Origin of the sequence: Stenotrophomonas sp. JC08, from assembly GCF_052180205.1 — a bacterium.
Lineage (GTDB): Bacteria > Pseudomonadota > Gammaproteobacteria > Xanthomonadales > Xanthomonadaceae > Stenotrophomonas.
In genome coordinates, this window is record NZ_CP197473.1 from 2206199 (window position 1) to 2232370 (window position 26172).

General features: G+C 64.8%; 24 protein-coding genes. 11 read left to right on the top strand and 13 right to left on the bottom strand.

From position 1 onward, the window contains the following. Positions 1-140: 140 nt before the first annotated feature. The 8 genes from galU to cmk all read right to left on the bottom strand — a co-directional run bounded on the left by galU (position 141) and on the right by cmk (position 8443). A complete protein-coding gene (gene galU, locus ACSBPQ_RS10115; protein WP_442682027.1) occupies positions 141-1028 on the bottom strand; it encodes a UTP--glucose-1-phosphate uridylyltransferase GalU in 888 nt (295 codons plus the stop codon). Further along, positions 1028-2941 (bottom strand): polysaccharide biosynthesis protein, encoded by a 1914-nt coding sequence (locus ACSBPQ_RS10120; RefSeq protein WP_442682028.1) that lies wholly within the window; start codon positions 2939-2941, stop codon positions 1028-1030. Before ACSBPQ_RS10120 ends, galU begins: the two co-directional genes overlap by 1 nt. 14 nt (positions 2942-2955) lie before the next feature. Beyond that, entirely contained in the window at positions 2956-3930 is a 975-nt protein-coding gene (locus tag ACSBPQ_RS10125; RefSeq protein ID WP_442682029.1) for a lipopolysaccharide biosynthesis protein, read from the bottom strand. Positions 3931-3933: 3 nt separating this feature from the next. Continuing rightward, entirely contained in the window at positions 3934-5112 is a 1179-nt protein-coding gene (gene lapB, locus ACSBPQ_RS10130; RefSeq protein ID WP_442682030.1) for a lipopolysaccharide assembly protein LapB, read from the bottom strand. A gap of 6 nt (positions 5113-5118) precedes the next feature. Next, complete coding sequence (locus ACSBPQ_RS10135) at positions 5119-5415, bottom strand: hypothetical protein (RefSeq protein ID WP_442682031.1); 297 nt, start codon at positions 5413-5415, stop codon at positions 5119-5121. Positions 5416-5482: 67 nt separating this feature from the next. Continuing rightward, positions 5483-5788 (bottom strand): integration host factor subunit beta, encoded by a 306-nt coding sequence (locus ACSBPQ_RS10140; RefSeq protein ID WP_442682032.1) that lies wholly within the window; start codon positions 5786-5788, stop codon positions 5483-5485. Positions 5789-5875: 87 nt separating this feature from the next. Next, positions 5876-7564: a 30S ribosomal protein S1 gene (gene rpsA, locus ACSBPQ_RS10145; protein ID WP_442682033.1), complete on the bottom strand. Its 1689-nt coding sequence runs from the start codon at positions 7562-7564 to the stop codon at positions 5876-5878. A 201-nt stretch (positions 7565-7765) separates the two neighbouring features. After that, positions 7766-8443 (bottom strand): (d)CMP kinase, encoded by a 678-nt coding sequence (gene cmk / locus ACSBPQ_RS10150; RefSeq protein WP_442682034.1) that lies wholly within the window; start codon positions 8441-8443, stop codon positions 7766-7768. Positions 8444-8635: 192 nt separating this feature from the next. Between cmk and ykgO the strand changes: the two genes are divergently transcribed. The 6 genes from ykgO to ACSBPQ_RS10180 all read left to right on the top strand — a co-directional run bounded on the left by ykgO (position 8636) and on the right by ACSBPQ_RS10180 (position 13181). Next, positions 8636-8761, top strand: coding sequence for a type B 50S ribosomal protein L36 (gene ykgO / locus ACSBPQ_RS10155; RefSeq protein ID WP_054656844.1), 126 nt, complete (start codon positions 8636-8638; stop codon positions 8759-8761). A 188-nt stretch (positions 8762-8949) separates the two neighbouring features. Continuing rightward, a complete protein-coding gene (locus ACSBPQ_RS10160; protein WP_442682035.1) occupies positions 8950-9279 on the top strand; it encodes a hypothetical protein in 330 nt (109 codons plus the stop codon). 83 nt (positions 9280-9362) lie between these two features. Further along, positions 9363-10400 carry an agmatine deiminase family protein gene (locus tag ACSBPQ_RS10165; protein WP_442682036.1) on the top strand — a complete coding sequence of 346 codons (1038 nt, stop codon included), beginning with the start codon at positions 9363-9365 and terminating at the stop codon, positions 10398-10400. 122 nt (positions 10401-10522) lie between these two features. Then, the gene (locus ACSBPQ_RS10170; RefSeq protein WP_442682037.1) at positions 10523-11410 is read left to right on the top strand and encodes a carbon-nitrogen hydrolase; all 888 of its coding nucleotides are present in this window, start codon (positions 10523-10525) and stop codon (positions 11408-11410) included. 15 nt (positions 11411-11425) lie between these two features. After that, complete coding sequence (locus ACSBPQ_RS10175) at positions 11426-11956, top strand: GNAT family N-acetyltransferase (RefSeq protein ID WP_442682038.1); 531 nt, start codon at positions 11426-11428, stop codon at positions 11954-11956. Next, complete coding sequence (locus tag ACSBPQ_RS10180; protein WP_442682039.1) at positions 11949-13181, top strand: TraB/GumN family protein; 1233 nt, start codon at positions 11949-11951, stop codon at positions 13179-13181. Before ACSBPQ_RS10175 ends, ACSBPQ_RS10180 begins: the two co-directional genes overlap by 8 nt. 74 nt (positions 13182-13255) lie before the next feature. On the opposite strand, the gene ACSBPQ_RS10185 is transcribed toward ACSBPQ_RS10180, so the two are convergent. Genes ACSBPQ_RS10185 through ACSBPQ_RS10195 form a run of 3 tightly spaced genes read right to left on the bottom strand, consistent with a single transcriptional unit; the run spans position 13256 to position 20930 of the window. Further along, positions 13256-16321 carry an efflux RND transporter permease subunit gene (locus ACSBPQ_RS10185; RefSeq protein ID WP_442682040.1) on the bottom strand — a complete coding sequence of 1022 codons (3066 nt, stop codon included), beginning with the start codon at positions 16319-16321 and terminating at the stop codon, positions 13256-13258. Between the two features lie 5 nt (positions 16322-16326). Then, positions 16327-19800, bottom strand: coding sequence for an efflux RND transporter permease subunit (locus ACSBPQ_RS10190; protein WP_442682041.1), 3474 nt, complete (start codon positions 19798-19800; stop codon positions 16327-16329). Then, positions 19797-20930, bottom strand: coding sequence for an efflux RND transporter periplasmic adaptor subunit (locus ACSBPQ_RS10195; RefSeq protein WP_442682042.1), 1134 nt, complete (start codon positions 20928-20930; stop codon positions 19797-19799). The genes ACSBPQ_RS10190 and ACSBPQ_RS10195 overlap by 4 nt, the downstream gene beginning before the upstream one ends. A 225-nt stretch (positions 20931-21155) precedes the next feature. Between ACSBPQ_RS10195 and ACSBPQ_RS10200 the strand changes: the two genes are divergently transcribed. Both ACSBPQ_RS10200 and ACSBPQ_RS10205 read left to right on the top strand, forming a co-directional pair. Next, on the top strand, positions 21156-21518 hold the full coding sequence (locus ACSBPQ_RS10200; protein WP_442682043.1) for a c-type cytochrome: 363 nt from the start codon (positions 21156-21158) through the stop codon (positions 21516-21518). 9 nt (positions 21519-21527) lie between these two features. Continuing rightward, positions 21528-21989, top strand: a complete 462-nt coding sequence (locus tag ACSBPQ_RS10205; protein ID WP_442682044.1) for a c-type cytochrome — start codon at positions 21528-21530, stop codon at positions 21987-21989. Positions 21990-22104: 115 nt separating this feature from the next. Here the strand turns inward: ACSBPQ_RS10205 and ACSBPQ_RS10210 are convergent, their stop codons facing one another. Then, positions 22105-23868, bottom strand: coding sequence for a hypothetical protein (locus tag ACSBPQ_RS10210; RefSeq protein ID WP_442682045.1), 1764 nt, complete (start codon positions 23866-23868; stop codon positions 22105-22107). 21 nt (positions 23869-23889) lie between these two features. Further along, positions 23890-24489: an NfuA family Fe-S biogenesis protein gene (locus ACSBPQ_RS10215; protein WP_442682046.1), complete on the bottom strand. Its 600-nt coding sequence runs from the start codon at positions 24487-24489 to the stop codon at positions 23890-23892. Positions 24490-24578: 89 nt separating this feature from the next. Here ACSBPQ_RS10215 and ACSBPQ_RS10220 point away from each other — a divergent pair, with 89 nt between their 5' ends. From ACSBPQ_RS10220 to zupT, 3 genes are read left to right on the top strand one after another with little or no spacing between them, the layout of a single operon-like run. After that, complete coding sequence (locus ACSBPQ_RS10220; RefSeq protein ID WP_442682047.1) at positions 24579-24926, top strand: 4a-hydroxytetrahydrobiopterin dehydratase; 348 nt, start codon at positions 24579-24581, stop codon at positions 24924-24926. 1 nt (position 24927) lies between these two features. Beyond that, the gene (locus ACSBPQ_RS10225) at positions 24928-25344 is read left to right on the top strand and encodes an energy transducer TonB (protein ID WP_442682048.1); all 417 of its coding nucleotides are present in this window, start codon (positions 24928-24930) and stop codon (positions 25342-25344) included. Positions 25345-25359: 15 nt separating this feature from the next. Beyond that, the gene (gene zupT / locus ACSBPQ_RS10230; protein ID WP_442682049.1) at positions 25360-26169 is read left to right on the top strand and encodes a zinc transporter ZupT; all 810 of its coding nucleotides are present in this window, start codon (positions 25360-25362) and stop codon (positions 26167-26169) included. Positions 26170-26172 lie beyond the last annotated feature (3 nt).

Here is a 26172-nt window from a genome sequence, read left to right on the forward strand (position 1 = left end):
TGCCCTTTCTTTTCATGCCACGGCGTCATGCCCTGGAAACCGGCCACACGGCTTTGCAGAGCGTAGAAAACAGGAAGGGCAGCCAACGGCTGCCCTTCTGCCTTTCAACCTTGACGACCAGCGTCCGGAAAGCACTGCATTTACTCGGCCAGCATCTTCTGCATGACCTCGCGCGCCGGACCGGCCAGCTTCGGGTTTTCCAATGCGAAACGGATCGTCGCTTCCACCAGTCCCAGATGCGTGCCGCAGTCAAAGCGGGTGCCTTCAAACCGATAGGCGTCCACCTGCTCGGTCTTGAGCAGCTGCGCGATCGCATCGGTCAGCTGGATCTCGCCGCCGGCACCTGTCCCGGTTGCTTCCAGCAACTCGAAGATCTTCGGGCTGAGCACGTAACGCCCCACCACCGCCAGATCACTCGGCGCATCCTCGGGCCTGGGCTTCTCGACGATCTGGGTGATATGGCCCTTGCGGCCATCAAACCTGTCGGTCGCCACGATGCCGTAGCTGCCGGTCTTTTCATGCGGCACGTCCTCCACCGCAATGACACTGGCGCCGCTGACGGCGTTGAGGTCGGCCATCTGCTTGAGCGCGCCGTCGCCACGGTTCCAGATCAGGTCGTCCGGCAACAACACCGCGAACGGTTCGTCCCCGACGATAGCCTTCGCACACAGCACCGCATGCCCCAGCCCCAGTGCTTCAGCCTGGGTCACGAATACCGCACGCACGCCCTCCGGCAATACATGACGGATCTGCTCCAACTGCTCGATCTTGCCAGCATGCTCGAGCTTCTGCTCCAGCTCATAGGCCTTGTCGAAATAATCGGCGACCGCATGCTTGTAGCGGTTGGTGATGAAGATCAGCGTGTCACACCCCGCCTCGATCGCCTCGTCCACCGCGTACTGGATCAACGGCCGGTCAATGATCGGCAACATCTCCTTGGGAATGGTCTTGGTTGCCGGCAAAAACCGGGTCCCCAGACCCGCCACCGGGAAAACCGCCTTTTTCACGCGTCTCACACTCTCTGGCATCAATTTTTCCTTCCAGCTTCCTTGATGGGAAATGCAACTATCTTGGCACTTGTACTGTGTACCACCGGCGAGTCCAGTGGCCTGTATTCCGGAACCGTGGCTCTCAGAACGGAATGCAAGGTCGTCAGATCGTAGGAGGCCACTGCCCTCCTCAACTCGGCTACATTGCCCAGCACCTGCTCTGCGGAAAATTCGCGTGCTCCAGCTTCCAGGACTTTGGCGTGGGTTGTCGGGCGGCAGTTCTCGTCCGTGTAGAACAAGGTCTCATGCAGTTTCTCGCCTGCCCGCAGCCCGGTGTAGACAATGGGAATGTCGACACCCGGCACCTTGCCTGCCAGACGGATCAACTGTTCGGCCAAGTGCCGGATAAGCACCGGCTCCCCCATGTCCAGCATGTAGATCGCACCACGGGAGGAGGAGGCAGCCGCCTGCAGGATCAGCAGGCAGGCCTCGGGAATGGTCATGAAGTACCGGGTGACGTCAGGGTGGGTCACGGTGACCGGCCCTCCCCGGGCAATCTGCTCGCGGAACAGCGGCACCACACTGCCCACCGAACCCAGCACATTGCCAAAGCGCACGGTCACGAAACGGGTGGTGTCACTGCGCCGGTCCAGACTCTGGCAGATCAGCTCCGCGTAGCGCTTGGTTGCACCCAGGGAATTGGCCGGATCCACCGCCTTGTCGGTGGAAATGAAAACAAACTTCTCCACCCCGCGCTCCACGCAGGCAGCGGCCACGCACTCGGTAGCCAACGTGTTGTTGCGCACCGCCTCACGCAGCTGCCCCTCAAGCAGCGGCACCTGCTTGTATGCAGCCGCGTGGAAAACCGTGTCTGGCTGATAGCTGTCCAGCGCATGGCGGATGACCGCAGGATCACCGCAGTCTCCGAGCACCCCCTGTACCTGCAGGTCCGGAAAATTCCGACGCAATTCGGACTGGATGTTGATCATCAGCAATTCGCTGATCTCCACCACCACAATCCGGGCAACACCATGACGCGCGCACTGGCGGCACAATTCCGAGCCGATGGAACCACCACCGCCGGTAACCAGCACGGTCCGGCCCCGCAACCAGCCGCGGATCAGTTCCCAATCCGGCAGGATCGGCTTGCGCCCGAGCAGGTCCTCGATGGCCACCTCCTTCAACTGCCCCGGCACCGTTTTTCCCTCGAGCACATCGGTGAGTCGCGGCACGGTACGGAACGGCAGGCCGGTGCTTTCACACAAGCCCACCACGCGCTGCATGCCGGCGGCATCCAGCGTGGGAATGGCGATGACCAGCAACTTCGCATCGGTCTCCCTGGCGACGAGGACAACATCATCCAGGGTGCCGAGAATCGGGGCACCGTGCAGTATGGCTCCCTGCAGGTGCGGGGAATCATCCAGCAGCCCGACCGGTTCGTAATCACCGGAGCGGCGCAGATCCTTGACCAGCGACTCGGCCGCCTGCCCGGCGCCCAGCACCAGAACGCGACGCGCGCGCGCATCAGAATTGAGCGCCTGGTAGTCCTTCCACGACCGGTACATCAGCCGGGGGGCACCCAGCAGCGCCGACAGGGCGAAGGGGTAAACCAGCAGCACGGAGATGGGCACTCCTTCCAACCGGCGGAACGAGAGCACCACCACGATCAGCAGCAGACCGACAAACCCCGCTTTGAAAATATTGACCAGATCGGCAATGCTGGCAAAACGCCAAAGTCCTCTGTACAGCCCCACCTTCCAGAAGGCGAAAGCCTGCAACGCCAGCGCCACCAGCACGTTGAATGAAAACCAAGGTTGCGGCGGCGGGGAGGGCAACAGTGCGTAACGGCCGGCAAACAGCAACTGCCAGCACAGCCAGACCATCAGCAGGTCATGGAGCATCACCGCGTGCCGCAACAGGCCACCAGAAAATCGCTCGCGCCAAGGTGTCATGTTCAGCATCATCCTTATGAAGACAGCCGTGCCCGCAGGGAGATCCAGATCACCATACCTGCCAGCAACCAGAGCACACTTGCAGTCCACCCCCAAGCCAGGGGGAGCTGTGAGAAAAACAGGGCGATTGTAAGCCCGAGCACACTGAAGGTTCCGTAACCCAGCGTGACCACGGTGTGGCCTGCGCCGCGCTTCACAAATCGCTGGTAGAGATGCTGGGTATGGGCCTGCATCCAGGCCTCGCCATTGATCATCCGCAACAGCAGTGTGAAACCGGCATCAACAAGAAAGGCGGCCGGCAACACCAGCCAGAGTCCCGGCGCCACCTCGGTAGTACACAGGCCCAGCGCGATGATGGCCGCAACCAGATAGCCCAGTGCGCCGCTGCCGACATCCCCCATGAATATCCGTGCGCGCGGAAAATTGAAGGGAAGAAATCCGAAGCAGTCGGCCGCCAGCAGCCAGCCGGCCAAGGACAACGGTGCCGGCAACAACAGCCCCGCCCCGATTCCTACCAGGATCGCCTGCGTGGTTGCCAGACCGTTGATCCCATCCATGAAGTTCCAGATGTTGATCAACGACACCGTCAGACCCGCGCAAAACACCGCCTTCAGCAGGCTGCCGGTCGCGGCCCAGACCAGTCCGCCAAGCAGAAGCGCGGCCAGCAGATGGACGCAAAGGCGCGTAAGCGCTGGCAATGGGCGGTGATCGTCCCACCAGCCGATGCCTGCCACCAGCAGCAATCCCAGCGCAAAAACCAGCAGTGAGGCGGTAGCAGCAGGAAAAACGACCACCGCAACAGCGCATACCAGCAACTGCGACACGACGATGGCGATACCTCCGCCACGTGGCGTGGACACCTGATGACTGCGTCGCGCGCCGGGAAGGTCCATCAACTGGCGCCAATGCGCGTAATGGATCGCTCCCCACGTCAGCAGGGCCGCCGAGAGGGAGGTCAGTGCCAGCAGAAGCAGATACCTGGCTTGCACGCGTCAAAGCACCGCGAAGTTGAGCAGTGGCTTCACCGTCCCCCATTCCTTGCAGCTGGGACACTGCCAGTGGTGGGTACGCGCCCCGAACCCGCAGCGGGTACAGCGGTAGGCCGGATTCCGTACCAGCAGCTGATCGGTGATGTGCTTCAGGTCCTGCAGCGTCGCAACCGGATCCGCGCCCTCGGCCAAGGTCAGGTCGATAAGCGCCGACTCCCCGCGTACCGACGGCCGGTCCTTCAGTTGCCGGCCCAGATAGGCCCGCGCCGGCGCGGTGCCTTCCTGTTCTTCCATCAGGCGGGTCAACGCCAGTACCGGCGCGATACCGCGATAGTGCTCGGTCATTTCCGCAAGGAACGCACGGGCACCGGCGATGTCACCGACATTGCGGTAGTTCTGCAGCAATTGCGGCAGGATCTCCGGCAGGTAGTCCGGATCATTGCGCGCAGCGCGCTCGAATGCCCGCACCGCCGCTTCATCATGGCCGAAGTCGCTTTCCAAGCGGCCCTCAATGATGCCGGCCCGCACACTCATCGCATCGGCGGCGTTGGCACGGATGATTGCCGCACGCGCCTCTTCCAAGCGACCCGCGGCACGGTGGCGCTCGGCCAGCTCGCATTCGAACTGCCCGATCAGCTTGCCCATCGGATCGCCGGTGACTTCCTCATAACGGGTGGCGTTCTCGATCGCCTTTTCCCAGTCACGCTCGGACTGGTAGATGCCGATCAGGTGCTTGAGCGCCTGCGGCGCACGCTGGTCCAGTTCCGCAAGTTCAGTGAACACGGTTTCGGCACGGTCCAGTAAGCCGGACTTCATGTAGTCCTCACCCAGCGCCAGCAGCGCCTGCACCCGCTGCGCATCGCTCAGGTCGTTGCGGCTGACCAGCCCCTGGTGCAAACGGATGGCACGATCCACCTCGCCCCGTCGGCGGAACAGGTGTCCCAGCGCGACCTGCGTTTCAAAGGTTTCCTTGTCCAGCTCGGCGATATGCAAAAACAGTTCGATCGCCTTGTCCGGCTGCTCGTTGAGCAGATAGTTCAGGCCACGGAAGTAGGTGCTTGAGAGCCGGCTGACCTGGTTTTCACTGTGCCGCTGACCACCACGACGGCCAATCACCCAGCCGCTGATCGCGGCAATCGGCAGGAACAGGAAAAACCAGAACCACTCACTGATAAAGGCCATCTGCGATCAACGCTCATCGAAAGGTGAAGGAGATTGCACGGGCGCCGCCGGCTCGGCTCCAGCCGCTATCGCGGCCTTGTTCGCGCGTCTCAGCCGGGCGTAAAGGGGAATGACCAGTCCAGCCATCACCATACCGCCTCCCACCAGGGCGCCCAGCAGCAGCGAACCGATGATGGCGATGCCCGAAGTGGTCTTCAGTACCCAGAAGGCGAAGCTGATTTCAATCGGCCGCGAGTTGAGCGAGCCAATCACCAGGCCGCCGACCAGCACCGCCAGCAGCAGCAACAAACGAACAGCCTTCATGCGGCCATACACTCCCGGAACAGAAGTCCGTAGCTTACCGTCCGCCACATGCAGGCGGCGACAGGATTCAAGCCGGATTGCTTTCCAGCGGCATCACATCACTGACACGCTCACGCAACTCCTTGCCAGGCTTGAAGTGCGGGACATGCTTGCCTGGCAGCGCGACCGACTCACCCGTCTTCGGGTTGCGGCCCATGCGCGGCGGGCGGTAATGCAGGGAAAAACTGCCGAAACCACGGATCTCGATACGCTCACCCGAGGCCAGCGCCCCGCCCATCATTTCCAGCAATGTCTTCACCGCCAGATCGACATCGTCCGCCTTCAGATGCGCCTGATGGCGTGAAAGGATTTCGATCAGTTCGGACTTGGTCATTGCGTACTCGTCAATGGCAGGGTCTTACCCTGAAACGGCCCGGATTCTAGTCCGGGCCGTCCAGGTCACATCACAACAGCCGCCCGATTACTCGGACTTGTTGTTCAGCTGCGCACGCAGCAGCGCACCGAGGCTGGTGGTGCCGGTCGCCGCTTCGGTCGAGGTCTTGTTGAACTCGGCCAGTGCTTCGGCGGTTTCGGCTTCGTCCTTGGCCTTGATCGACAGCTGCAGGCTGCGGCCCTTGCGGTCCATGCCCACGAACTTGGCTTCGATCTTGTCGCCTACCTTCAGGTGCTGGCTGGCGTCGTCGATACGGTCGTGGGAGATGTCGCGGGCCATCACGTAGCCCTCAACGCCCTCGCCCAGATCGATTACGGCACCCTTGGCGTCGACTTCCTTCACCACGCCTTCAACCTTGGAGCCCTTCGGGTTGGCCGCCATGTACTGGCCGAACGGATCCTGCTCCAGCTGCTTGACGCCCAGCGAGATGCGCTCGCGCTCCGGATCCACTGCCAGCACCACGGCTTCCAGCGTGTCGCCCTTCTTGAAGTTGCGCACGACGTCTTCGCCGGTGGTGTTCCAGCTGATGTCGGACAGGTGCACCAGACCGTCGATACCACCGTCCAGACCGATGAAGATGCCGAAGTCGGTGATCGACTTGATCTGGCCCGACACCTTGTCGTTCTTCTTGTAGATGGCAGCGAAGGTTTCCCACGGGTTGGCGGCAACCTGCTTCATGCCCAGCGAGATGCGGCGACGCTCTTCATCCACGTCCAGCACCATCACTTCGACTTCGTCACCGACCTGCACAACCTTGGACGGATTGACGTTCTTGTTGGTCCAGTCCATTTCCGAGACGTGCACCAGGCCTTCCACGCCCGGCTCGATCTCGACGAACGCGCCGTAATCGGTGACGTTGGAGACCTTGCCGAACACGCGGCAGTTGGCCGGGTAACGGCGGGCGATGTTGTCCCACGGATCCTCGCCCAGCTGCTTCAGGCCCAGCGAAACGCGGTTGCGCTCGCGGTCGAACTTCAGCACGCGTACGTCCAGCTCGTCGCCGACATTCACGACTTCGGACGGATGGCGCACGCGCTTCCATGCCATGTCGGTGATGTGCAGCAGGCCGTCGATACCGCCCAGGTCCACGAACGCGCCGTAGTCGGTCAGGTTCTTGACGACACCCTTCAGGATCGCGCCTTCCTGCAGCTTGTCCATCAGCTGCTCGCGCTCTTCCGAGTGCTCGCTCTCGACAACCGCACGACGGGAAACGACCACGTTGTTACGCTTGCGGTCGAGCTTGATGAGCTTGAACTCCAGCTCCTTGCCTTCCAGGTAGGCCGGGTCGCGCACCGGGCGCACATCCACCAGCGAACCGGGCAGGAATGCGCGGACATCCTTGATGTCCACGGTGAAACCACCCTTGACCTTGCCGCTGATGCGGCCGGTGATGGTTTCGTTGTTCTCCAACGCTTCTTCCAGCTCGTCCCACACCATGGCGCGCTTGGCCTTCTCGCGCGACAGGATGGTTTCGCCGAAGCCGTTCTCGAGCGAGTCGAGTGCGACCTTGACTTCGTCGCCCACGCCCACGTCGATCTCACCAGCGTCGTTACGGAACTGTTCGATCGGCACGATGCCTTCGGACTTCAGGCCGGCGTTGATAACCACCACGTCACCGCGGACGTCAACGACGGTACCGATGACGATGGCACCGGGCTTCAGCTTGGCCAGGTTGGCTTGACTGGCTTCAAACAGTTCGGCAAATGATTCGGTCATTAGATTTACTCAGTTGAACACACGGGCAGCGGATCTGTTGCGGGAAATCCGGATTGCCCAGCCTGTTGGTCGACCCTGTGCAAGCGGCCGCACGTGAATGGAAAAACCCGCTACACACCATTGCGCAGCGGGGCTGTTGCAACATCACTTTCTGCGACTGCGGCCATTCCATCCGGCCACACTCAACGCAGTCGTAGTGGATCAGGCTCCCTGGGCGGAAACCAGATCCAGCACCTTGGCAACGACGTCATCAATGCCAATACCGCTGGTGTCGATGAGGACGGCGTCATCGGCCGGCCTCAGGGGCGCCACTGCGCGCTGTGCATCACGGGCGTCGCGGGCCATGATCTCGCGCAGGAGGTCATCAAAGCTAACAGAAACCCCTTTCTCCTTCAACTGCTTATGGCGCCTGAGCGCCCGCTCCTCGGCGCTCGCGGTCAGGAAAATCTTGAATGGAGCATCCGGGAAAATCACCGTACCCATGTCACGGCCGTCGGCCACCAGCCCCGGCTGGACCCTGAATGCGCGCTGTCGCTCTTTCAGCGCCGCCCGCACCTCGGGAATGGCCGCCACCGCCGAGGCCAACGCCCCGGAAGTCTCCAGCCGCAGTTCGTCGGTGGCATCGGTGCCATTGACGATCACTCGCAGGTTTTCCCCCTGCTCGACAAACTGCACCCGGGTATCGAACGTGCAACGCACCAGCGCCGAAGCATCGGAGGTGTCGATATCGGCCCAGCTGGCCGCCACCCCCACCGCCCGGTACAGTGCCCCGGAGTCGAGGTAGTGCCACCCCAGCCGGGCAGCGACGATACGGCTCACGGTGCCTTTGCCGGCACCGGAAGGGCCGTCAATCGTGAGAACAGGGGCAAGTTGGCTCATCCGGAAGGCCTGGATCTGGAACGGGGAAGCCGGCATTCTAGCGCCCAGCCCGCCCTCCCCGCAGACTTCAGCCACGCAAACACTTGAACCGGCGTGGATTGGCCCGGTAGAATGGCGGGCTTGACGAGCGTCAATCTGCATATCCGCGGCCGCGCTCCTGAGATCTCCAACAGTTATCCGCCGAGGTATGCCATGAAAATCCTGTCCTCCCTGAAGTCGGCGAAGGCCCGTCATCGTGACTGCAAGGTTGTGCGCCGTCGCGGCAAGATCTTCGTGATCTGCAAGTCGAACCCGCGCTTCAAGGCTCGCCAGCGCTGAGCCGGTCGGCGCAAGCCGGCCTTGGAAACCGCAGGGTTTCCGACTTCTCGAAAAACCGCCTTCGGGCGGTTTTTTGTATCCGCGACACCCACCTCCATCGAACGACATCGGCAATCCGCGCCGCAGTGCCGTTCATGGGCCGCCATTTTTTGCTGTAATCGTCACTCGTCCTCTGGGGAGCAGCGACCATGAAGCACACCATCCACACACTGGCCTTGATTGCATTGCTGGGCGCCGCGCCTGCCGCGATGGCCGACACCCTGCTGATCGAACGGGTGCAGGAGCAACCGGCCGACGCCCAGCCGGCACGCGGCCAGACCATGGCCCAGGTCGAAAGCCGGTTCGGCGCGCCACAGGAGCGGCTGGATCCACGCGGTGGGCAGAAACGCCAGTGGCCGACCATCAACCGCTGGGTTTACCCGTCCTTTGTCGTCTACTTCGAGAAGCAGCGCGTGATCGACGTGGTCGCGCACAAGGCCAGTGCCGATGAAGTCGGGCCGAAGCCGCCGATCCGCTGACACCTCCCGCCCCACCGTGACGGCGGCACACCCGCCGTCATCTGTACCTGCGCATCCGCGCCGGGCTTCGCATGCACGAGAACATGAACGAATCACTCCGCTTTCCGGCCGAATGGGAATCCCAGTCCGGCGTGCTGATCGCCTGGCCGCACGCCGGCACCGACTGGGCCGAGCGTCTGGGCGAGGTTGAAGAGACCTACATCGCACTGGTCGCCGCGATCACCCGGTTCCAGCCGGTGCTGATCTGCGTGGCCGATGACGATGTCGAGACCTACGCCGAAATGCGGCTGCGCTCGAACCGGATCGACATGCAGCACGTGCGTTTTGTCACCGCAGTCTATGACGACACCTGGCTGCGCGACTCCGGCCCGATCAGCCTCCAGCGCGATGATGGCAGCTTCCATCTGCTGGATTTCCGCTTCACCGGCTGGGGCGGCAAGTTCGAAGCCAGCCTCGATGACCAGCTGGTGGGCGTGCTGCATGACGCCGGCGTGTTCAACAATGCCGACGTGCGCAGCATCCCGTTCGCACTGGAAGGCGGCGGCATCGAGACCGACGGTCAAGGCACCCTGCTGACCACCTGGCAGTGCCTGCATGAACGCCACCCGGACCGCGACCGCGCCTCGCTCAGCGCCGATATGGCTGCCTGGATGCGGCAGGATCGCGTGCTGTGGCTGGACCACGGCTATCTGGAAGGCGACGACACCGACGCGCACATCGACACGCTGGCCCGCTTTGCTTCGACCGACAGCATCGTCTACCAGAATTGCGATGACCCGCAGGATTCGCACTACGCTGAACTGCAGGCGATGGGCGCCGAGCTGGCTGCGCTGCGTACCGCCGATGGCAAGCCCTACCGCCTGTTCCCGCTGCCGTGGCCGCAGCCGGTACTGGATGAGGGCCGCCGTCTGGCCGCCTCCTACGCCAATTTCCTGATCATCAACGGTGCGGTGCTGATGCCGGCCTACGGAGACGTGGCCGATGAAGCAGCGCGCGATGTGCTGGCCGCGGCCTTCCCCGGCCGCGAGATCGTGCAGGTGCCGTGCCGCCCGTTGATCTGGCAGAACGGCAGCCTGCACTGCATCACCATGCAGTTGCCGGCCGGCCTGCTGGCCAGCTGATCCGCCACCTCCCACGCCGCCGCAGCGCTACCGCCTGAGGCGGCGCATGTTCAGCCACCGCGGACAATCCACCGTGGCTTCCGCGCTACCATGCGCCTTCCCCTTGCAGGACCTGTAATCGGATGAGCTCCCGTCACACCCTTTCCGTCGCCCTGATCCAGGAACGCAACCACGGCGATGCCGCCGCCAATCTGGACGTGATCGAAGCCCGCGTGGCCGAGGCGGCCGCACAGGGCGCGAAGCTGGTGATGCTGCAGGAGCTGCACAACGGCCCGTATTTCTGCCAGCACGAATCGGTGGACGAGTTCGACCTGGCCGAGCCGATTCCCGGCCCGAGCACCGAGCGTCTGGGCACGATCGCCAAGAAGTACGGCGTCGTGCTGGTCGGCTCACTGTTCGAGCGCCGCGCCGCCGGCCTGTATCACAACACCGCCGTGGTCTTCGAGAAGGACGGCAGCTTGCTGGGCAAGTACCGCAAGATGCACATCCCCGATGACCCGGGCTTCTACGAGAAGTTCTATTTCACCCCGGGCGATCTGGGCTTCACCCCGATCGACACCTCGGTCGGCCGCCTCGGCGTGCTGGTGTGCTGGGACCAGTGGTACCCGGAAGCCGCACGCCTGATGGCGCTGGCCGGCGCCGAACTGCTGCTCTACCCGACCGCCATCGGCTGGGATCCGGACGATGTGCAGGACGAGAAGAACCGTCAGCGCGATGCGTGGGTGCTGAGCCACCGCGGCCATGCCGTGGCCAACGGCGTGCCGGTGCTGAGCTGCAACCGCGTCGGCCACGAAACCTCGCCGCTGGGTGCCTCCGGTATCGACTTCTGGGGCAACAGCCACGTACTCGGCCCGCAGGGTGAGTTCCTGGCCGAAGCTGGCGGTGAGCCGACCCTCCTGGTGTGCGATGTCGACCTGCAGCGCAGCGAACACGTACGCCGCATCTGGCCGTTCCTGCGCGATCGCCGCATCGATGCCTACGGCGACCTGCTCAAGCGCTACATCGACTGATCCCGCAGACTCCCCGTGACTGTCCAGCTGCGCCCGGCTATCCCCGCCGACATTCCCGCCATCACCGCCATCTATGCGGTCGAGGTGCGGGAGCTGGTCAACACCTACGAGTACGAGGTGCCCGGGGAAGCGGAGATGGCGCAGCGCATGGCCGACATCACCACGCGCGGCTATCCCTACCTCGTCGCCACGATCGACGGCGAGGTTGCCGGCTACGCCTACGCCAACAGCTACCGTGCCCGCATCGCCTACCAGTGGACGGTGGAGAATTCGGTGTATGTGGATGGCCGCTTCCAGGGCCGCGGCGTCGGCAGCGCACTGATGCAGGCGCTGATCGAGGAATGCACCGCACGCGGCTTCCGGCAGATGGTCGCGGTGATCGGCGAACCGGCCAATACCGCCTCGATCAGGCTGCACGAGCGCTTCGGTTTCGAGCTGATCGGCGTGTTCCGCGGCCTGGGCCGCAAGCACGGCCGCTGGCTGGATACCGTGCAGATGCAACGTGCGCTCGGCGACGGCGCCAACACCGCACCCAACAATGAATGAAGCAATGACCGACACCTCTTTTGACGCTGACAGCGACCTGCTCGCCGGCCAGCCGGTACGCATCGTCGAACGCGATGGCGTGCGCTATACCCTGCTAGGCACCGCGCATGTGTCGCTGGCCAGCGTGCAGGCCGTGGAACAGGCCATCGGCAGCGGCCAGTTCGATGCCGTCGCCGTGGAACTGGACCCGCAGCGCCTGCAGGCACTGACCAATCCCGATGCGCTGGCCAAGCTCGACCTGATCGAAGTGATCCGCAAGAACCGGATCGCATTGTTCGCCGCCAATCTCGCCCTGGCCGCCTATCAGCGCCGGCTGGCCGAGCAGCTGGGCATCGAACCCGGCGCCGAACTCAAGCGCGCGGTGACGCTGGCCAGGGAGCGCGATCTGCCGGTGCATCTGATCGACCGCGATGTCGGCCTGACCTTCCGGCGTGCCTCACAGCGGCTGGGCTTCTTCGGCAAGATCAAGCTGGTGATGGGCCTGGGCGCGGGCCTGTTCTCCTCCGAGGATGTGGGCGAGGACGAGATCGAGAAACTCAAGCAGGGCGACATGCTCGAATCGAGCTTCGGCGAGTTCGCCAGTGAAAGCCCGGCGCTGTACGAGGCCATCATCGGCGAGCGCGACCGCTACATGGCCACACGCCTGCGTGAGGAACACAACAGCGAACAGCGCAATGTGCTGGCGGTGGTCGGCGCCGGCCATTTGGCCGGGCTCGCACGCTATCTGGAAGGCGACACCGAAGCCCCGACGGCGCTGCGCGAGCAGCTCGAAGCGGTGCCGAAAAAGCGCAATATCCCGTGGATCACGCTGACCATCCTGGCGGTGGTGCTGGCCGGGATCGGCATCGGTTTCTGGCGCGGCGGCTTGGACATGGGCGCCAACATGCTGGCGATCTGGGCGCTGTATACCGGCGGTCTGGCCGGCCTCGGCGCGTTGCTGGCCGGCAGCCATCCGCTGAGCATCCTCACCGCGATCGCGGTGGCGCCGTTCAAGCCGTTCCGCCTGAGCATCCCCACCGGCGCGTTTGCCGCGGTGGTGGAAACCCGCCTGCGCAAGCCGGCCTATGCCGACTTCCTGCAGCTGCGTGACGATGCACAGACCGTCAAGGGCTGGTACCGCAACCGTGTCACCCGCATCGTGCTGACCTTCATGCTGACCAACCTCGGCAGCATGCTCGGCCTGTGGCTGACCGGCTTCAGCGTCTACGGCAAGCTCGCCGGCTGAGGCTCCCGCTTCGGCGCACACGAAAAGGCCCGCATTGCTGCGGGCCTTTTCATTTCCAACCGTTGTGGCGGCTATCAGCCTTCCAGCACCGGACCCTCCACCGGCAGGCCGCGCGCACGCCGCACCAGCCGCGCGGTACCCAGACGCAAGTCATCGAGGATGGCGTAGATGGTTGGCAGGAACAGCAGACTGACCACGGTGGAGAACGCCAGACCACCGGCGATCGCACGCGCCATCGGGTGATACGGCGGCATGCCATCGGCGGTCTCGGTGTTCAACGCGATCGGAATCATCGCCAGGATCGCCGTGCCCATCGTCATCATGATCGGCCGCAACCGCTCGCGGCTGCCTTCCACCAGCGCATCGGTACGCGCCATCCCGCGCCGGCGCAGGTTGTTGATGTGCTCGATCATCACGATACCGTTGTTCACCACCACGCCCATCAGCACCAGGATGCCGATCACCGCCATGATGTTCATCTCGGTACCGGTCAGCCAGAACAGCCAGTACACGCCAAATACCGAGAACAGCACGCAGGACATGATCGCCGCCGGGAACAGCAGCGATTCGAACACCGCCGCCATGATCACCAGCATCAGGATCAGGGCGATGAAGATGGCGCTTACCATCTGGTCCATGCCGTCGAAGTTGATGTTGAAGCCACCGCCGGCGAACGTGTAGCCATAGCCCGGCGGGAACTGCACGTTGTCCAGCGTGGCCTCCACCGATTTGCGCGCGGCATCCATCGCAACGTCCTTGGCCAGCCCCGCCTCCACCCGCAGCATCGTCTGCCGGTTCAGGCGCTGGATCGAGTTGGCCGCGGGATTGACGCTGACATCGACCATCGCCAGCAGCGGCACTTCCACGCCCTTGGAGGTGCGCACCATGAACGTGGACAGGTCCTCGATGCCATAACGCTCGGAACCGGCGAAGCGCACGTTGACCGGAATCTCCACATCGTCGCGATGGAAATCACGCAGCGAGGAGCCGCGCAGCGCCATGCCGACGAACTGTGCCACCTGCTGCGCGCTGAAGCCGTAGGCCGCCGCGCGTTCACGGTCCACCTGCACCGCCAGCTCGGCATTGGCATCGCCAGTATCCACGCGCACATCACGCAGCTTCGGGTCGCGCGCCAGTATCGGCACGATATCGTCGGCCAGCTCCTTCAGGGTCTGGGTCGAATCGCCGATCAGGCTGAAGCGGATGCCCTGGCCTTCATTACCCTGCCCGCCCGGCCAGCCGATACCGATCTTGGCCCGCGCCGACTGCGGCAGTCCCTTGCGCACCTCCTCCTCGATCTTCTTGCTCAGCTCGGCATCATCGATATCCAGGAACAGGCGGGTCTGCGCCCAGCCCTGTTCGCTGTAGCGGCTGTAGACGCGCTCGATATGGAAATCCTTGCGGTGGACGTTGACGAAATCCTCCACCCGCGCGACTTCCTTGCCCATCTCCTCCTTCGAATACGAGCCCTTCCACTGGTAGAAAATGTTGATCTCGTCCGGATCGCTTTCATCGCCACCACCACGGGTGTGGGTCATCGGCCACAGGCTGACCAGCGAGATCAGCACGATGCCGGCCACGCTCCAGCCGCGATTGAGCAGCGTCCAGCGCAACGCCTTGGCATAGCGTGTCTGCAGGCGGCTGATGAAGGGGGACTTCACCGCCGGCGGGGTCTTCATCCGTGCCGACAGCATCGGGATCAGGCTCACCGCCACCAGCCACGAGGCCAGCAGTGACACGGAAATGGTCACTGCCAGCTGTGACAGGTAGATGGTGATGATGTTCTTCTCGCCGAACATCATCGGCAGGAACACCACGCAATGGCACAGCGTGCCGGCCGACAGCGCGATGGCCACATGCCGGGTGCCGACGATGGAGGCCAGCGCCGGCTGGTCCGGAAGCTTCTCGCGCTCCTGGTAGATGCTCTCCACCACCACCACCGCGTTGTCCACCAGCATGCCCACCGCCAGCAGCAGGCCCATCATCGAGATGATGTTCAAGGTGATGCCGGTGAAGTACATGAATCCCAGCGTCATGATGAAACAGATGGGAATGGCCATCGACACCATCAGCGTCGACGGCCAGTGGCGCAGGAATGCGTACAGCACGATCACCGACAGCAGCAGGCCGATGGCACCGGCCTCGGCCAGTGCCAGCAGCGAACTGGTCACCGCCTGGCCCTGGTCGTCGGCGATCTCGATATCGATACCGCGCATGGTCGGATCGGCCGCCAGCACCTTGATCTCCGCCCGCACCGCGCGCGACAGGTCCACCAGGTTGGCCGAACGCTCCTTGTAGATGTCCACGCCGACACTGGGTTTGCCTTCCATCTGTCGCACATAGTTCATGCGCTGCGGCTGGAAGCTGACCTCGGCGATATCGGACAGGCGCGTGCCGCGATTGTTGATGCGCAGGTCACGCAAGGCCTGCAGCTCCAGCAGCTCGCCACGCGGCTGTACGCGCAGGCGGCGCCCGGCCTCGTTGATCTGGCCGGCCGACACCGAGAAGTTGGCCGCCTGCAGCTGCTGCACCAGCTCGTTCAGGGCGACACCATGGGCACTGAGGCGATCCTTGTCCAGCGCGACCAGCACTTCCTGCTTGGCGACACCTTCCACCTCGATACGCGCAACGCCGGGCAGCCGTTCCAGCCGCTGCTTGATGCTGCGTTCGATCAGGTCGACGCGCGCGGTGAGATCCTCGCTGCTGTTGAGCCGCAGGCTCATCGCCTCGCGGTCGCTGGTGCTCCAGCGCTGCACGAAATAACGGCGGAAATCATCCGGCAGCTGGTCGCGGATGGCATCGATACGCTCGCGCGCTTCGGAGGCGGCCATCGCGATATCGCGGCTCCAGTCACTGAATTCGACCTGAATGGTGCCGCCTTCGGCATTGGCGCGGGAGTTCATCGACTTGATGCCCGGCATCGTGGCGATGGCTTCCTCGACCGGGCGCAGCAGGTTGCGCTCGACCTCTTCCGGCGTGGAACCGGGGTATGGCAGCGACACGAAGAAGAACGGGATCGTCGCTTCCGGTTCGGCCTCCAGTGGCAACCGGAACGCGGCGATCAGGCCGATCGCCACCATCGACACGAACAGCATGATGGTGGTGACCGGACGACGGATGGACAGCTCGGTGATGTTCATCCGCCTCAGCCCTTCGCCGCGCCATCGATGGCGTCCTGCTCGTGCGCCAGCACCTGCCCGGCCTGGGCTGCCACCTGACGCGCGCGCCGCCCGCGCTCGGCATAGTACCCGTCGGGCATGCGGTCCAGCAGGTCATAGACCACCGGGATGACCAGCAAGGTCAGCAGGGTCGAGACCAGCAGGCCGCCGATCACGGTGATCGCCATCGGCGAGCGCACCTCCGCGCCCTCGCCGACCGCCAGCGCCAACGGCAGGAAGCCGAACACCGCGCACAGCGTGGTCATCATGATCGGGCGCAAGCGCGAGCGCGCACCTTCCACCAGTGCCTGCCGCTTGGCCACGCCTTCCTCGCGCAACTGGTTGACCTTGTCGATCAGGATGATCGCGTTCTTCACCACCAGCCCGACCAGCAGGATCAGGCCGATGAACACCACCACCGACACCGGCGAACGTGCCAGCAGCAACGCACATACCGCGCCGACCAGCGCCAGCGGAATGGTGAACAGGATGACGAACGGATGCAGCAGCGATTCGAACTGCGAGGCCATCACCAGATAGACCAGGAACACCGCCAGACCGAAGGCGAACAGCAGCGAGCGGATCGACTCGCCCAGTTCCTGGCCCTGGCCGCCGACATGCATGCCCACATCGGTGCCCAGCGGGTTCTGCGCCACCATCGCCTGCACTTCGGTGATCGCCGTGCCCAGGTCGATATCGCGCAGGTTGGCCGAGACAATGGCCACACGGCGCTGGTCGGCGCGATGGATCTCGCTTGGACCGGTGGTGGATACCACCTCGGCCACCGTCCCCAGCTCGACCGGTTTGGCGCCACTGGGATTGACGATCAGGCGACGGATATCGTCCACCGAGGAGCGCTCCGATTCCTGCACGCGTACCAGCACATCGATCTTGCGGTCACGGTAGCTGTAACGGGTGGCGACATTGCCGCGCACCTTGTTGACCACCGCATCGGCGATCTGCCGGGTGGTCAGTCCCAGCGCGGCGGCACGCTCCTGGTCGAACACGATCTGGATTTCCGGAAAGCCCTGCTCCACCGTCGACTTGACGTCGGCATAGTGCGCGTTGCCGCGCAGCAGCTCGGCCAGACGGTTGCCGGCGATGCGGATGTCATCGAGATTGTTGCCCTCGATCTCGATCTCCAGCGGCGGCGACAGCGCGAACAGTTCCGGGCGGGCGAAATCAACCTGCGCGGCCGGCCAGGCTTTCATCGTCTGCCGCAGCTTCTCGGTCAGCGCCGGCTCGTAGCGGGTATCGCTCATCACCACCGAGAGCTTGCCGATGTTCTCACCGCTCTCGGTCGGGCTGGCATCCAGCCGCGTGCCGGTACCGGAAACGCCGTACAGCAGGCGCACGCCCTCCTCATTGGCGTGCGTGCGCTGCACCTCACGCACCAGCGCATCGGTCTGCGCCAGCGGCGTGCCCGGTGGCAGCTTGGCGGTCATCTCGAAACGGTCCTGCGCCAGCTGCGGCAGCAGGTCCACCCCCAGCAGCGGCAGTGCGGCCAGGGTCAGGCCGAAGGCCAGCGTGGCAAAACCCAGCACCGGCCACGGCCGCTTCAATGCCGCCGGCAATGCCTTCAGGTACGCGGCTTCGGCACGGCCATAAGGTGCCATCGCCAGATCACTGGCCTTGCGCATCACCGGGCCGACCACGGCGGAGATGCCGCAAAAAACACGCACCACCAGCCACACCACGCCGAAGAAGCTGTAACGGATCAGCGCACCGATTCCGCGACCGGTGTAGGCCATCGGCTTCTGCCAACGGCTGGCCGGACGCCACGGCTGGCCCGGGTCTTCGGCCGGGAACTCCAGCGGCGGGCGTCCCTTGAGCGCGCTGAGCATCGGGATCAGCGTCATCGACACCACCAGCGACACCGCAATCGCAATGGACACGGTCAGCGCCTGGTCGCGGAACAGCTGCCCGGCGATGCCTTCGACGAACACCAGCGGCAGGAACACCGCGATGGTGGTCAGGGTCGAGGCCACCACCGCCATGAACACCTCGCGGGTGCCCTTGATCGCCGCTTCCAGCACGCCCATGCCGCGCTCGCGCGCCTTGGCGATGGATTCGAGCACCACGATCGAATCGTCCACCACCAGACCGGTAGCCAGCGCCAGACCGCCCAGCGACATCACGTTCAGGCTCAGCCCCAGCTGGCCCATGAAGAAGAACGTGGCGATGATCGAGATCGGCAGCGACAGCGAGATGACGAAGGTGCTCCAGCCATCGCGCAGGAACAGGAAGATGATCAGGATCGACAGCAGGCCGCCGATCACCGCATCGATCTTGACGTCCTTGATGGCGTGGCGGATGAAGACCGACTGGTCTTCCACCACGGTCATCTCGATGTCCTTGGGCATCTGCTTGCGGATGGTTTCCAGCCGGGCTTCCAGTGCATCGGCGGTAGACACGGTATTGGCGTCACCCTCCTTGTAGACCGCCAGCTCCACCGCCTCGTGCCCGCCGGAACGGATCACCGCCTCGCGCTCCTTGTAGCCCTGGTGGACATTGGCCACATCCTTCAGCCGCACGGTGGCCACACCGCCGCCAGTGCCATCGTTGCGCAGCGCGGCGATCACATTGGGATCGCGGCTGCCAAGGATGGCGGTCATCAGCTGCCGGTTCTCGCCGGCGGCCGCCGCATCACCGGAGCCTCCGGTGGTGGTCAGCAGCATCTCGCGCATCTGCTCCACGGTGGCGAACTGGTTGACGGTGCGCACCAGGTAGCGCTGCGAGCCTTCTTCCAGCCGTCCACCGGAGAGGTTGACGTTCTCCTGCTGCAGGCGCTGGATCACCGTATCCAGTGACAGGCCGAGCTGGGCCAGCTTGCGCTGGTCGATCTCCACCTGGATCTCGTCTTCCAGACCGCCGCCCACTTTCACCGCGGCCACGCCGGTGACCGGCTCAAGCTTGCGCTTGAGATCCTCGTCGGCGTAACGGCGCAGCTCCATCAGCCGGCGTACCGCATCGGCCTCGTTGCCTTCTTCCTGTTTGGACGACAGCGCCAGACGCATGATCGGCTGGGTGGACGGATTGAAGCGCAGCAGCACCGGCGGCTTGGCCTCCAGCGGCAACTGCAGCGTCTCCATCTTGTCGCGTACGTCCAGCCCGGCCTGCTGCATGTCCGTACCCCAAGCGAACTCGAGCACCACATCGCTCTGGCCGGTGCGCGAGATCGACTTGAGCTTGCGCAGGCCCTTGACGATACCCAGTGCTTCTTCAGCCGGCTGCGAGATCAATGTCTCCACTTCCGCCGGCGCCGCACCTTCGTAGTCGGTGCGCACGGTCAGCGTCGGATAGCTCAGGTCCGGCAGCAGTTCGACCTTCAGGCTCTGCAGCGAGATCAGGCCGAACAGCACCAGGGTCAGCGTCATCATCGCGATGGTGACGCGCCGGCGCGTGGCGAATTCAATCAGATCGAAGCCACCACCGGGGGCTGACGGAGCCGGCCCACTCATTGTTTGGTCGCCTGCGCAGCCGCGGCCTTGGCGGCGACTTCAACCGGCTTGTCCTTGCCGATCACCTGCACCGCACTGCCTTCGCGCAACGCCGCCTTGCCGGCAATCACCACTTCATCACCGGCCTTCAGGCCCTCGCGCACCTCGACCCAGCCGGCATCGTCGTAGCCCAGCGTGAGTGTGGTACGCAGCGCCTTGCCATCACGCACCACATACGCGGCCGGCTGCCCGCCGTCTTCCAGCAATGCGTTGCGCGGCACCACCAGCGCATCGGCACGCTGGTCGTAATTGATGCCCAGCCGGCCGAACATGCCCGGCTGCAGGCCCGCTTCACCGGAGAAGGCGGCGACCACGCGGAAGGTGCCGGTGCCGGTATCCACCACTGGCGAAACCCGGTCCACGGTGCCGCTGAAAGTGCGGCCCGGCAGCGCGTCGGCCACCAGTTCCACCACCTGCCCCGGCTTGAGCTTGGCGATCTCGCGCTCGGGCACGTTGAGCGTGGCTTCCAGCTGCGCGGCATCGACGATGCGGAAGATCGGCGAGTTGATCTGCACGAAGTTGCCCGGCTTGATATCGCGCGAAGCGATCACGCCGGAGATCGGCGCCACCACCGTCGTGTAGGACAGCTCCAGCGTCGCCATGCGGTACTGGGCGCGGGCGTTTTCCAGGTCGAAGCGCAGCTGGTCGACATCGGCGGCGCTGACCAGCTGCTGCTGCACCAGCTTCTGCGCGCGGCGATAGCTGTTCTCCAGCTTGCGCATCTGCGCCTCGCTCTGCGCCACGGCCAGACGCGCACGGTCCGGGTCCAGTCGCACCAGCGGCTGGCCCGCACGGACCATCTGGCCCTCTTCCACAAGTACTGCCAGCGCGACACCGGAGGTCTTGGCCACGACCTGTGATTCGGCGCGTGCCTCCAGCGTCGCGGTGCCGGTGTAGCTGGCCGCAATCGCACGATGCGTAGCCTTGGCCACTTCCACCGGCACCGCATCCACAGCCTTCTGTTCCTCCGGCGTCTTGGCCTGGGCCTCCTCGCCGCCAGCCTTGCACCCGCCCAGCAGCACGGCGGAGGAAATCAAAAGTGCGGCGGCGCAGCGTCCGGTGCGGCCGTGCAGAGTGAAAAGTCGCGACATCGTCTTGTCCCTGGGATGCACAGGCATGGTGTTGTAGCCAAGTATTGCACCAACCCACAACAACACCATGCCCCGAAAGTCATGGATATTACGGCCGGAACGGAAACCGGCTGATGCAGTGCACCATCAGACACGGGTTCCGAACGGATAAATACGCGGGCTATACTCGGGCCGTTCCGTGTCCCCACGGCGGAACCCCAGACCCGCTCAACGGACAAGGAAACCATGCGCCCGCAACTGCTTGCCGCTTGTTTCGCTCTGGCTTTCGCACCGGCCTTCGGGACCGCCAAAGCCGATCCGCAGTCTGACTCAGCCGCCGCCACGCCCCAGGCCAGCGCCGGCAATGTGGAGTCGGGAAAAACCCTGACCTACACCTGCCAGGGTTGCCACGGCCTCACCGGCTACAAAAACGCCTATCCCAGCTACCGCGTGCCCAAGATCGGCGGGCAGTCCGCGCCGTACCTGACGCAGGCGCTGATGGAATACCGCGAAGGCAAGCGCAAGCATCCGACGATGCAGGCGCAATCGATGAGCTTCAGCACGCAGGATATCGCTGACCTCGCCGCCTACCTGTCCACCCTCGAGTAAGCGCCGACCATGACGAAAGCAACGCACACCCTGCGCCTGTCCATCGCCCTGCTCGCCACCCTCGCCATGGCGGCCTGTTCACAGTCATCGGTGGAATCCGCCGGAAAATCCGCCGCCGACCCCGGCCATGCCAGCGGCGAACACGGCTCCCGTTCTTCTGCCGGTCTGCCACAGGGCCGCAGCGGCGTCGGCGAGCGCCTGGCGACGGCCAAAGGCGCGGCCACCGGACAGAGCTGCATCGATTGCCACGGCGCCGACGGCAACAACCCGATCGACCCGACCTATCCAAAGCTGGGCGGGCAATATGGCGACTACCTCGCCCATGCATTGCAGGCCTACCGCAGCGGCGACCGCAACCACATGCTGATGTCGCCACAGGCGGCCGGCCTGGGTGACCAGGACATTGCCGACCTGGCAGCCTATTTCGGTTCCCGCCCCGGCCAGTTGCGCGACCTGCACGGGCTGAAATGAGCCTCAGCGCCGGCATCCCTGTGCCGGCGCACTCCGTATCGGGCTTTACCGGCTGCCGGCAACGGTCGGCATCGTGCAGTTGCCGCGTCGTTCGCGCGCCAACACTGCGCCATGCTCAGCGGCTGCCGTTGTCTTCCTGCAGTTCCTTCTTGAACGGGATATCCGGTGGCGGCCGGGCCTCGGCCGGCTGCTCCTGCATGTTCGGGTCGGTCAGGCCGCAGCCACCGCCGAACTGCAGCAGCGACACCACGCAGGAAATCCGGCTGCTTGAGCCGGGAATCGGAATCTCGATGTTCTTGATGCCCTTGCGCACCCATTCGGCCAGCAGTGATTCGCTGGGCACCCAGTATTTGTCGAACGAGGTCGGCGTGTAGTCGTAGGGCGGGCGCTTGAGCCAGGTGCCCGACTGGGCGATGCGCTCGCGACTCCAGCTGTCCGCCTCGCCCCCCGGGGCACCGCGCCGGTCCTCCTGGGCGGCATTGCCATCGCCCACGCGCACGCTGCCATCGGCATTGAACAGTCCCTGGCCGCGATCCGCCCCGGCACCGGCGCTGCCCGCCACCTGCCGCTGCGCCGCGCCCCAGTCATCCGAACGCGTGGGCGCATCCCAGCCGCCGCTGCGATCCTGCGGTTGCGGCCCGGCACCCGGACTGGTTCCCGGCGTCGGCACGGCGGCGGTCGTCGACGCAGCTTCTTTCCCGGCTTCCTTTTGTGTCGACGTGGCGGTGCTCGCGGTGCTGGCCGGTGACCCCGCGCCTTCCATCGACGCCGGTGTGTCCGCCACCGCCGGAAGCTGCCGCTCACGCACCGCCACTGTTGGCGCTTTCACTTGCACGGCGCCGGTTTCGCCCGTGCGTACCTGCGCCATCACCACCGGCTGGGGGCTGGCCACCTGCACCGGCTGTTCACGCACCGCCACCTCGGGGCCCGCTATCTCTACTTCGAGCGCTGTCGCGCGCACTTGCGCCATCGCGACCGGCTGCGGCACAGCCACTTCAATCTGCCGCTCACGCACCTGTACTTCCGCAACCCGCAATTGCGGCGGCACTTCCTCTCGCGGACGTACGCCCTGCACCACCCGAGGGCGGTCCGTCACTGTCTCCACCGTGCGTTCATGCACCTGCAGCTGCGTCTGCGGCACTTCCACGACGGGTACGGTCATCGACGGCGCACGAACGATAGGCGGCGGCAACACGAAGTCGCTGGTCGGCTGCTCCACTTGGGTCACCTGCAACGGTTGCGCGGCCGGCAGTTCGACGGATGGCCTGGACATATCAACCGGCATTACGGAGGCCTCGGCACCGGCGACCTGCGCAGCACTGGCTTCAGAAGTCGCTGTGGCCGATGGACGCGCGGGCGCCGCCTCCGCCGAAGCGGCCGCCGGACTGCTCGCCTGCGCGGCGGCAGGCAGCTCCTGGCCTTGCGGCATACCGCCTCCTTGCTCCTGCGGCGTCCCACGGCCGATGTATTCGACCCGTACACGCTCGCCTTCTTCGGCAGACGCCTCCGGTGCGGTGCTGCGCACCAGGGCTACCCATAGCAGCAACAGGGCGAACAGCAGATGCAGTCCCGCACTGGTGAGCGCGGCGAATCCGCGCAGCAGCCGCTGGTCACGCGGCGGTGGATCGCCCCCCTGCCAGAGCAGCAACAGCAGCGTGCAGCCGAAAGAATGCGGTGCTGGCGCCGGTGCATGCGGCGGCCGTGGCCGCGCAGCCATCACCTCTGCCAATTCAAGCTGTGCGAATGCCGATTCCGCCCGGGATACCCGCGTGCGCAGCCAGTGGCTCCAGCTGTACGGCATGCCGGTGCGGCGATCGTGCAGGATGCTGGCCTGCCGGCGTGCAACCAGCAGATCGATCAGGTCGGTAACGGATGTCACCGGCACGGGGAGCCTGTCAGCTCAACGCGACGAGCCGCGCGGGATGTACGGCGCCTGGCCGCTGGCATGGTCGGTGGCATCGCGCACCGCGGTGACGCCCGGCACCCGCGCCATCAGGGTCTTCTCGATCCCCTGCTTCAAGGTCACATCGGCCATGCCGCAGCCATGACAACCACCGCCGAAACGCAGCAACACCACGCCCTCGGCAGACACTTCCTGCACCGCCACGCGGCCCCCGTGGGAAGCCAGCTGCGGATTGATCTCGTTCTCGATCACCCAGTGCACGCGCTCGACCATCGAGGCGGCTTCACCCGGCGCCTCGCCCTTGATCTTCGGCGCCTTGATGGTCAACTGCTGGGTGCCCGCCGCCTGGGTGACGTAGTCGATCTCGGCACCGTCCAGCCAGCCGACGCTGCCGGCGGCCACGTACAACGTGAAACCCTCGCAGTCGATGGCCCACTCGTCACCGGTCAGATCGGCGGGCTCGGCAAACTCCAGGCGCGCGTCGGCGCGGGGCGTTCCCGGCTCCACCGCGCTCAGGCGCACGCCCATGCCGGGCACCGCCTCGCGTTCGATCAACTTGCGGAAATGGGTTTGGGCGGTATCTGAGATCTGGATCATGCGGGTATTCTAGCCGTGTCTTGGCGGACGCTGATGGGACACAGATTCCATCGGCCGCATCGCCGGTTCCCAATTTGATGGAGGTTCCCATGGCCCCTGACCTGATTCCCCTGGCGCAAGCCCACTGCACGCCCCGCAAAGGCAGCGAGCACCGTCTCGGCCAGGCGCGCGTGAACGAGCTGCTGCCGCAGGTTCCCGGCTGGGAACTGGCCGAGAACGGCCAGGCGCTGCTGCGCACGTTCCGCTTCGACAACTATTACCGCACCATGGCTTTTGTGAACGCCTTGGCATGGATTGCACATGCCGAAGACCATCATCCGGATCTGGGCGTGCACTACGACCGTGCCGTGGTGCGCTTCTCCACCCACGATGTGGGCGGCCTGAGCGAGAACGATTTCATCTGTGCCGCCAAGGCTTCCGCGCTACTGGAGCAATGACATGAAACTGCGCCTGCTGCTGGGCTCCCTCGCTGCCTGCGTATCGCTGGCAGCCTGCAATTCCTCGGACCAGCCGGCCACGCCGGTGGTCGCCCCCACCGAAGTGGCCGCCATCCAGACCCCGCCACCGGACTACCCGGCCGAACTGGCCTGTACCGGCGTCGGTGGCAAGAGCGTGCTCAAGGTGGTGGTGGGCGTACAGGGCAGCCCGACCGAGGTGGCGCTGATCACCAGCAGCGGCAACAGCCAGCTGGACGACTCGGCCATCGCCCGCGTGCGCGAGTGGAAGTTCAAGGCCGCCACCCGCAATGGCCAGCCGGCTCCCACCACCATCCAGGTGCCGGTGAGCTTCAACCCGCCGCAGCCCAAGCCGGATGAATGCTTCGCCATCGAGGAGCGGATGCGTCGCGGCGGCTGATCGCCGCCTGCCGCCATGATCGCCATCCCTGCCGAAAACCTGTGGATGGCGTTCGCGCTGACGATCGCCGCCGGCATGGCCACGCCGCTCGGCAGCCTGATGGTGGTGTTCTCCAGACGCCCGGATCCACGCCTGCTCGCATTCGGGCTGGCGTTCGCCGGCGGCGCCATGGTCTACGTGTCGCTGGCGGAAATCCTGAACAAAGCCATCGCCTCGCTCACGGTGGGCCATGGCGAACGGCTGGGCTTCACCTACGCCACGCTCTGGTTCCTGGCCGGCATCCTGCTGGTGGCACTGCTCGACCACTTCGTGCCCAATCCGCATGAAACCCTGGACAAGCAGGATCCCGCACTCAGGCAACAGGCACCCGGCACCGTCCGCCGGCTCGGCCTGCTCAGCACCGCCGCCATCACCGCGCACAACTTTCCCGAAGGACTGGCGACCTTCTTCGCCACACTGGAAAGCCCCTCGGTCGGGCTGTCACTGGCCTTCGCCATCGCCATCCACAACATCCCCGAAGGCATCGCCATCGCTGTTCCGGTGTACTTCGCCACCGGCAGCAAACGCTACGCTTTCGGTGCCAGCCTGCTGTCGGGCCTGGCCGAGCCGGTCGGTGCGGGCATCGGCTATTTCGCGCTGTCCGGCTCGCTCTCACAGGGAACCTTCGGCGCCGTGTTCGGCCTGATCGCCGGGATCATGGTGTTCCTCGCACTGGACGAACTGCTGCCCGCCGCCAAGCGCTATGCCCAAGGCCACGAAACCGTCTACGGACTGGTGATCGGCATGGCCAGCATCGCCATCAGCCTGGTGCTGTTCAGATGGTGATGA

What these genes read in the sequence shown, in the direction of transcription:
- lapB (WP_442682030.1), bottom strand. Translation starts at nt 5,112, where the DNA reads ATGGCCTTTATCAGTGAGTGGTTCTGGTTTTTCCTGTTCCTGCCGATT.
- ACSBPQ_RS10170 (WP_442682037.1), top strand. Translation starts at nt 10,523, where the DNA reads ATGAGCTCCCGTCACACCCTTTCCGTCGCCCTGATCCAGGAACGCAAC.
- ACSBPQ_RS10225 (WP_442682048.1), top strand. Translation starts at nt 24,928, where the DNA reads ATGAAACTGCGCCTGCTGCTGGGCTCCCTCGCTGCCTGCGTATCGCTG.
- ACSBPQ_RS10185 (WP_442682040.1), bottom strand. Translation starts at nt 16,321, where the DNA reads ATGAACATCACCGAGCTGTCCATCCGTCGTCCGGTCACCACCATCATG.
- ACSBPQ_RS10165 (WP_442682036.1), top strand. Translation starts at nt 9,363, where the DNA reads ATGAACGAATCACTCCGCTTTCCGGCCGAATGGGAATCCCAGTCCGGC.
- ACSBPQ_RS10190 (WP_442682041.1), bottom strand. Translation starts at nt 19,800, where the DNA reads ATGAGTGGGCCGGCTCCGTCAGCCCCCGGTGGTGGCTTCGATCTGATT.
- cmk (WP_442682034.1), bottom strand. Translation starts at nt 8,443, where the DNA reads ATGAGCCAACTTGCCCCTGTTCTCACGATTGACGGCCCTTCCGGTGCC.
- ACSBPQ_RS10215 (WP_442682046.1), bottom strand. Translation starts at nt 24,489, where the DNA reads ATGATCCAGATCTCAGATACCGCCCAAACCCATTTCCGCAAGTTGATC.
- ACSBPQ_RS10195 (WP_442682042.1), bottom strand. Translation starts at nt 20,930, where the DNA reads ATGTCGCGACTTTTCACTCTGCACGGCCGCACCGGACGCTGCGCCGCC.
- ACSBPQ_RS10120 (WP_442682028.1), bottom strand. Translation starts at nt 2,941, where the DNA reads ATGACACCTTGGCGCGAGCGATTTTCTGGTGGCCTGTTGCGGCACGCG.
- galU (WP_442682027.1), bottom strand. Translation starts at nt 1,028, where the DNA reads ATGCCAGAGAGTGTGAGACGCGTGAAAAAGGCGGTTTTCCCGGTGGCG.
- zupT (WP_442682049.1), top strand. Translation starts at nt 25,360, where the DNA reads ATGATCGCCATCCCTGCCGAAAACCTGTGGATGGCGTTCGCGCTGACG.
- ACSBPQ_RS10140 (WP_442682032.1), bottom strand. Translation starts at nt 5,788, where the DNA reads ATGACCAAGTCCGAACTGATCGAAATCCTTTCACGCCATCAGGCGCAT.
- ykgO (WP_054656844.1), top strand. Translation starts at nt 8,636, where the DNA reads ATGAAAATCCTGTCCTCCCTGAAGTCGGCGAAGGCCCGTCATCGTGAC.
- ACSBPQ_RS10160 (WP_442682035.1), top strand. Translation starts at nt 8,950, where the DNA reads ATGAAGCACACCATCCACACACTGGCCTTGATTGCATTGCTGGGCGCC.
- ACSBPQ_RS10180 (WP_442682039.1), top strand. Translation starts at nt 11,949, where the DNA reads ATGAATGAAGCAATGACCGACACCTCTTTTGACGCTGACAGCGACCTG.
- rpsA (WP_442682033.1), bottom strand. Translation starts at nt 7,564, where the DNA reads ATGACCGAATCATTTGCCGAACTGTTTGAAGCCAGTCAAGCCAACCTG.
- ACSBPQ_RS10205 (WP_442682044.1), top strand. Translation starts at nt 21,528, where the DNA reads ATGACGAAAGCAACGCACACCCTGCGCCTGTCCATCGCCCTGCTCGCC.
- ACSBPQ_RS10135 (WP_442682031.1), bottom strand. Translation starts at nt 5,415, where the DNA reads ATGAAGGCTGTTCGTTTGTTGCTGCTGCTGGCGGTGCTGGTCGGCGGC.
- ACSBPQ_RS10200 (WP_442682043.1), top strand. Translation starts at nt 21,156, where the DNA reads ATGCGCCCGCAACTGCTTGCCGCTTGTTTCGCTCTGGCTTTCGCACCG.
- ACSBPQ_RS10220 (WP_442682047.1), top strand. Translation starts at nt 24,579, where the DNA reads ATGGCCCCTGACCTGATTCCCCTGGCGCAAGCCCACTGCACGCCCCGC.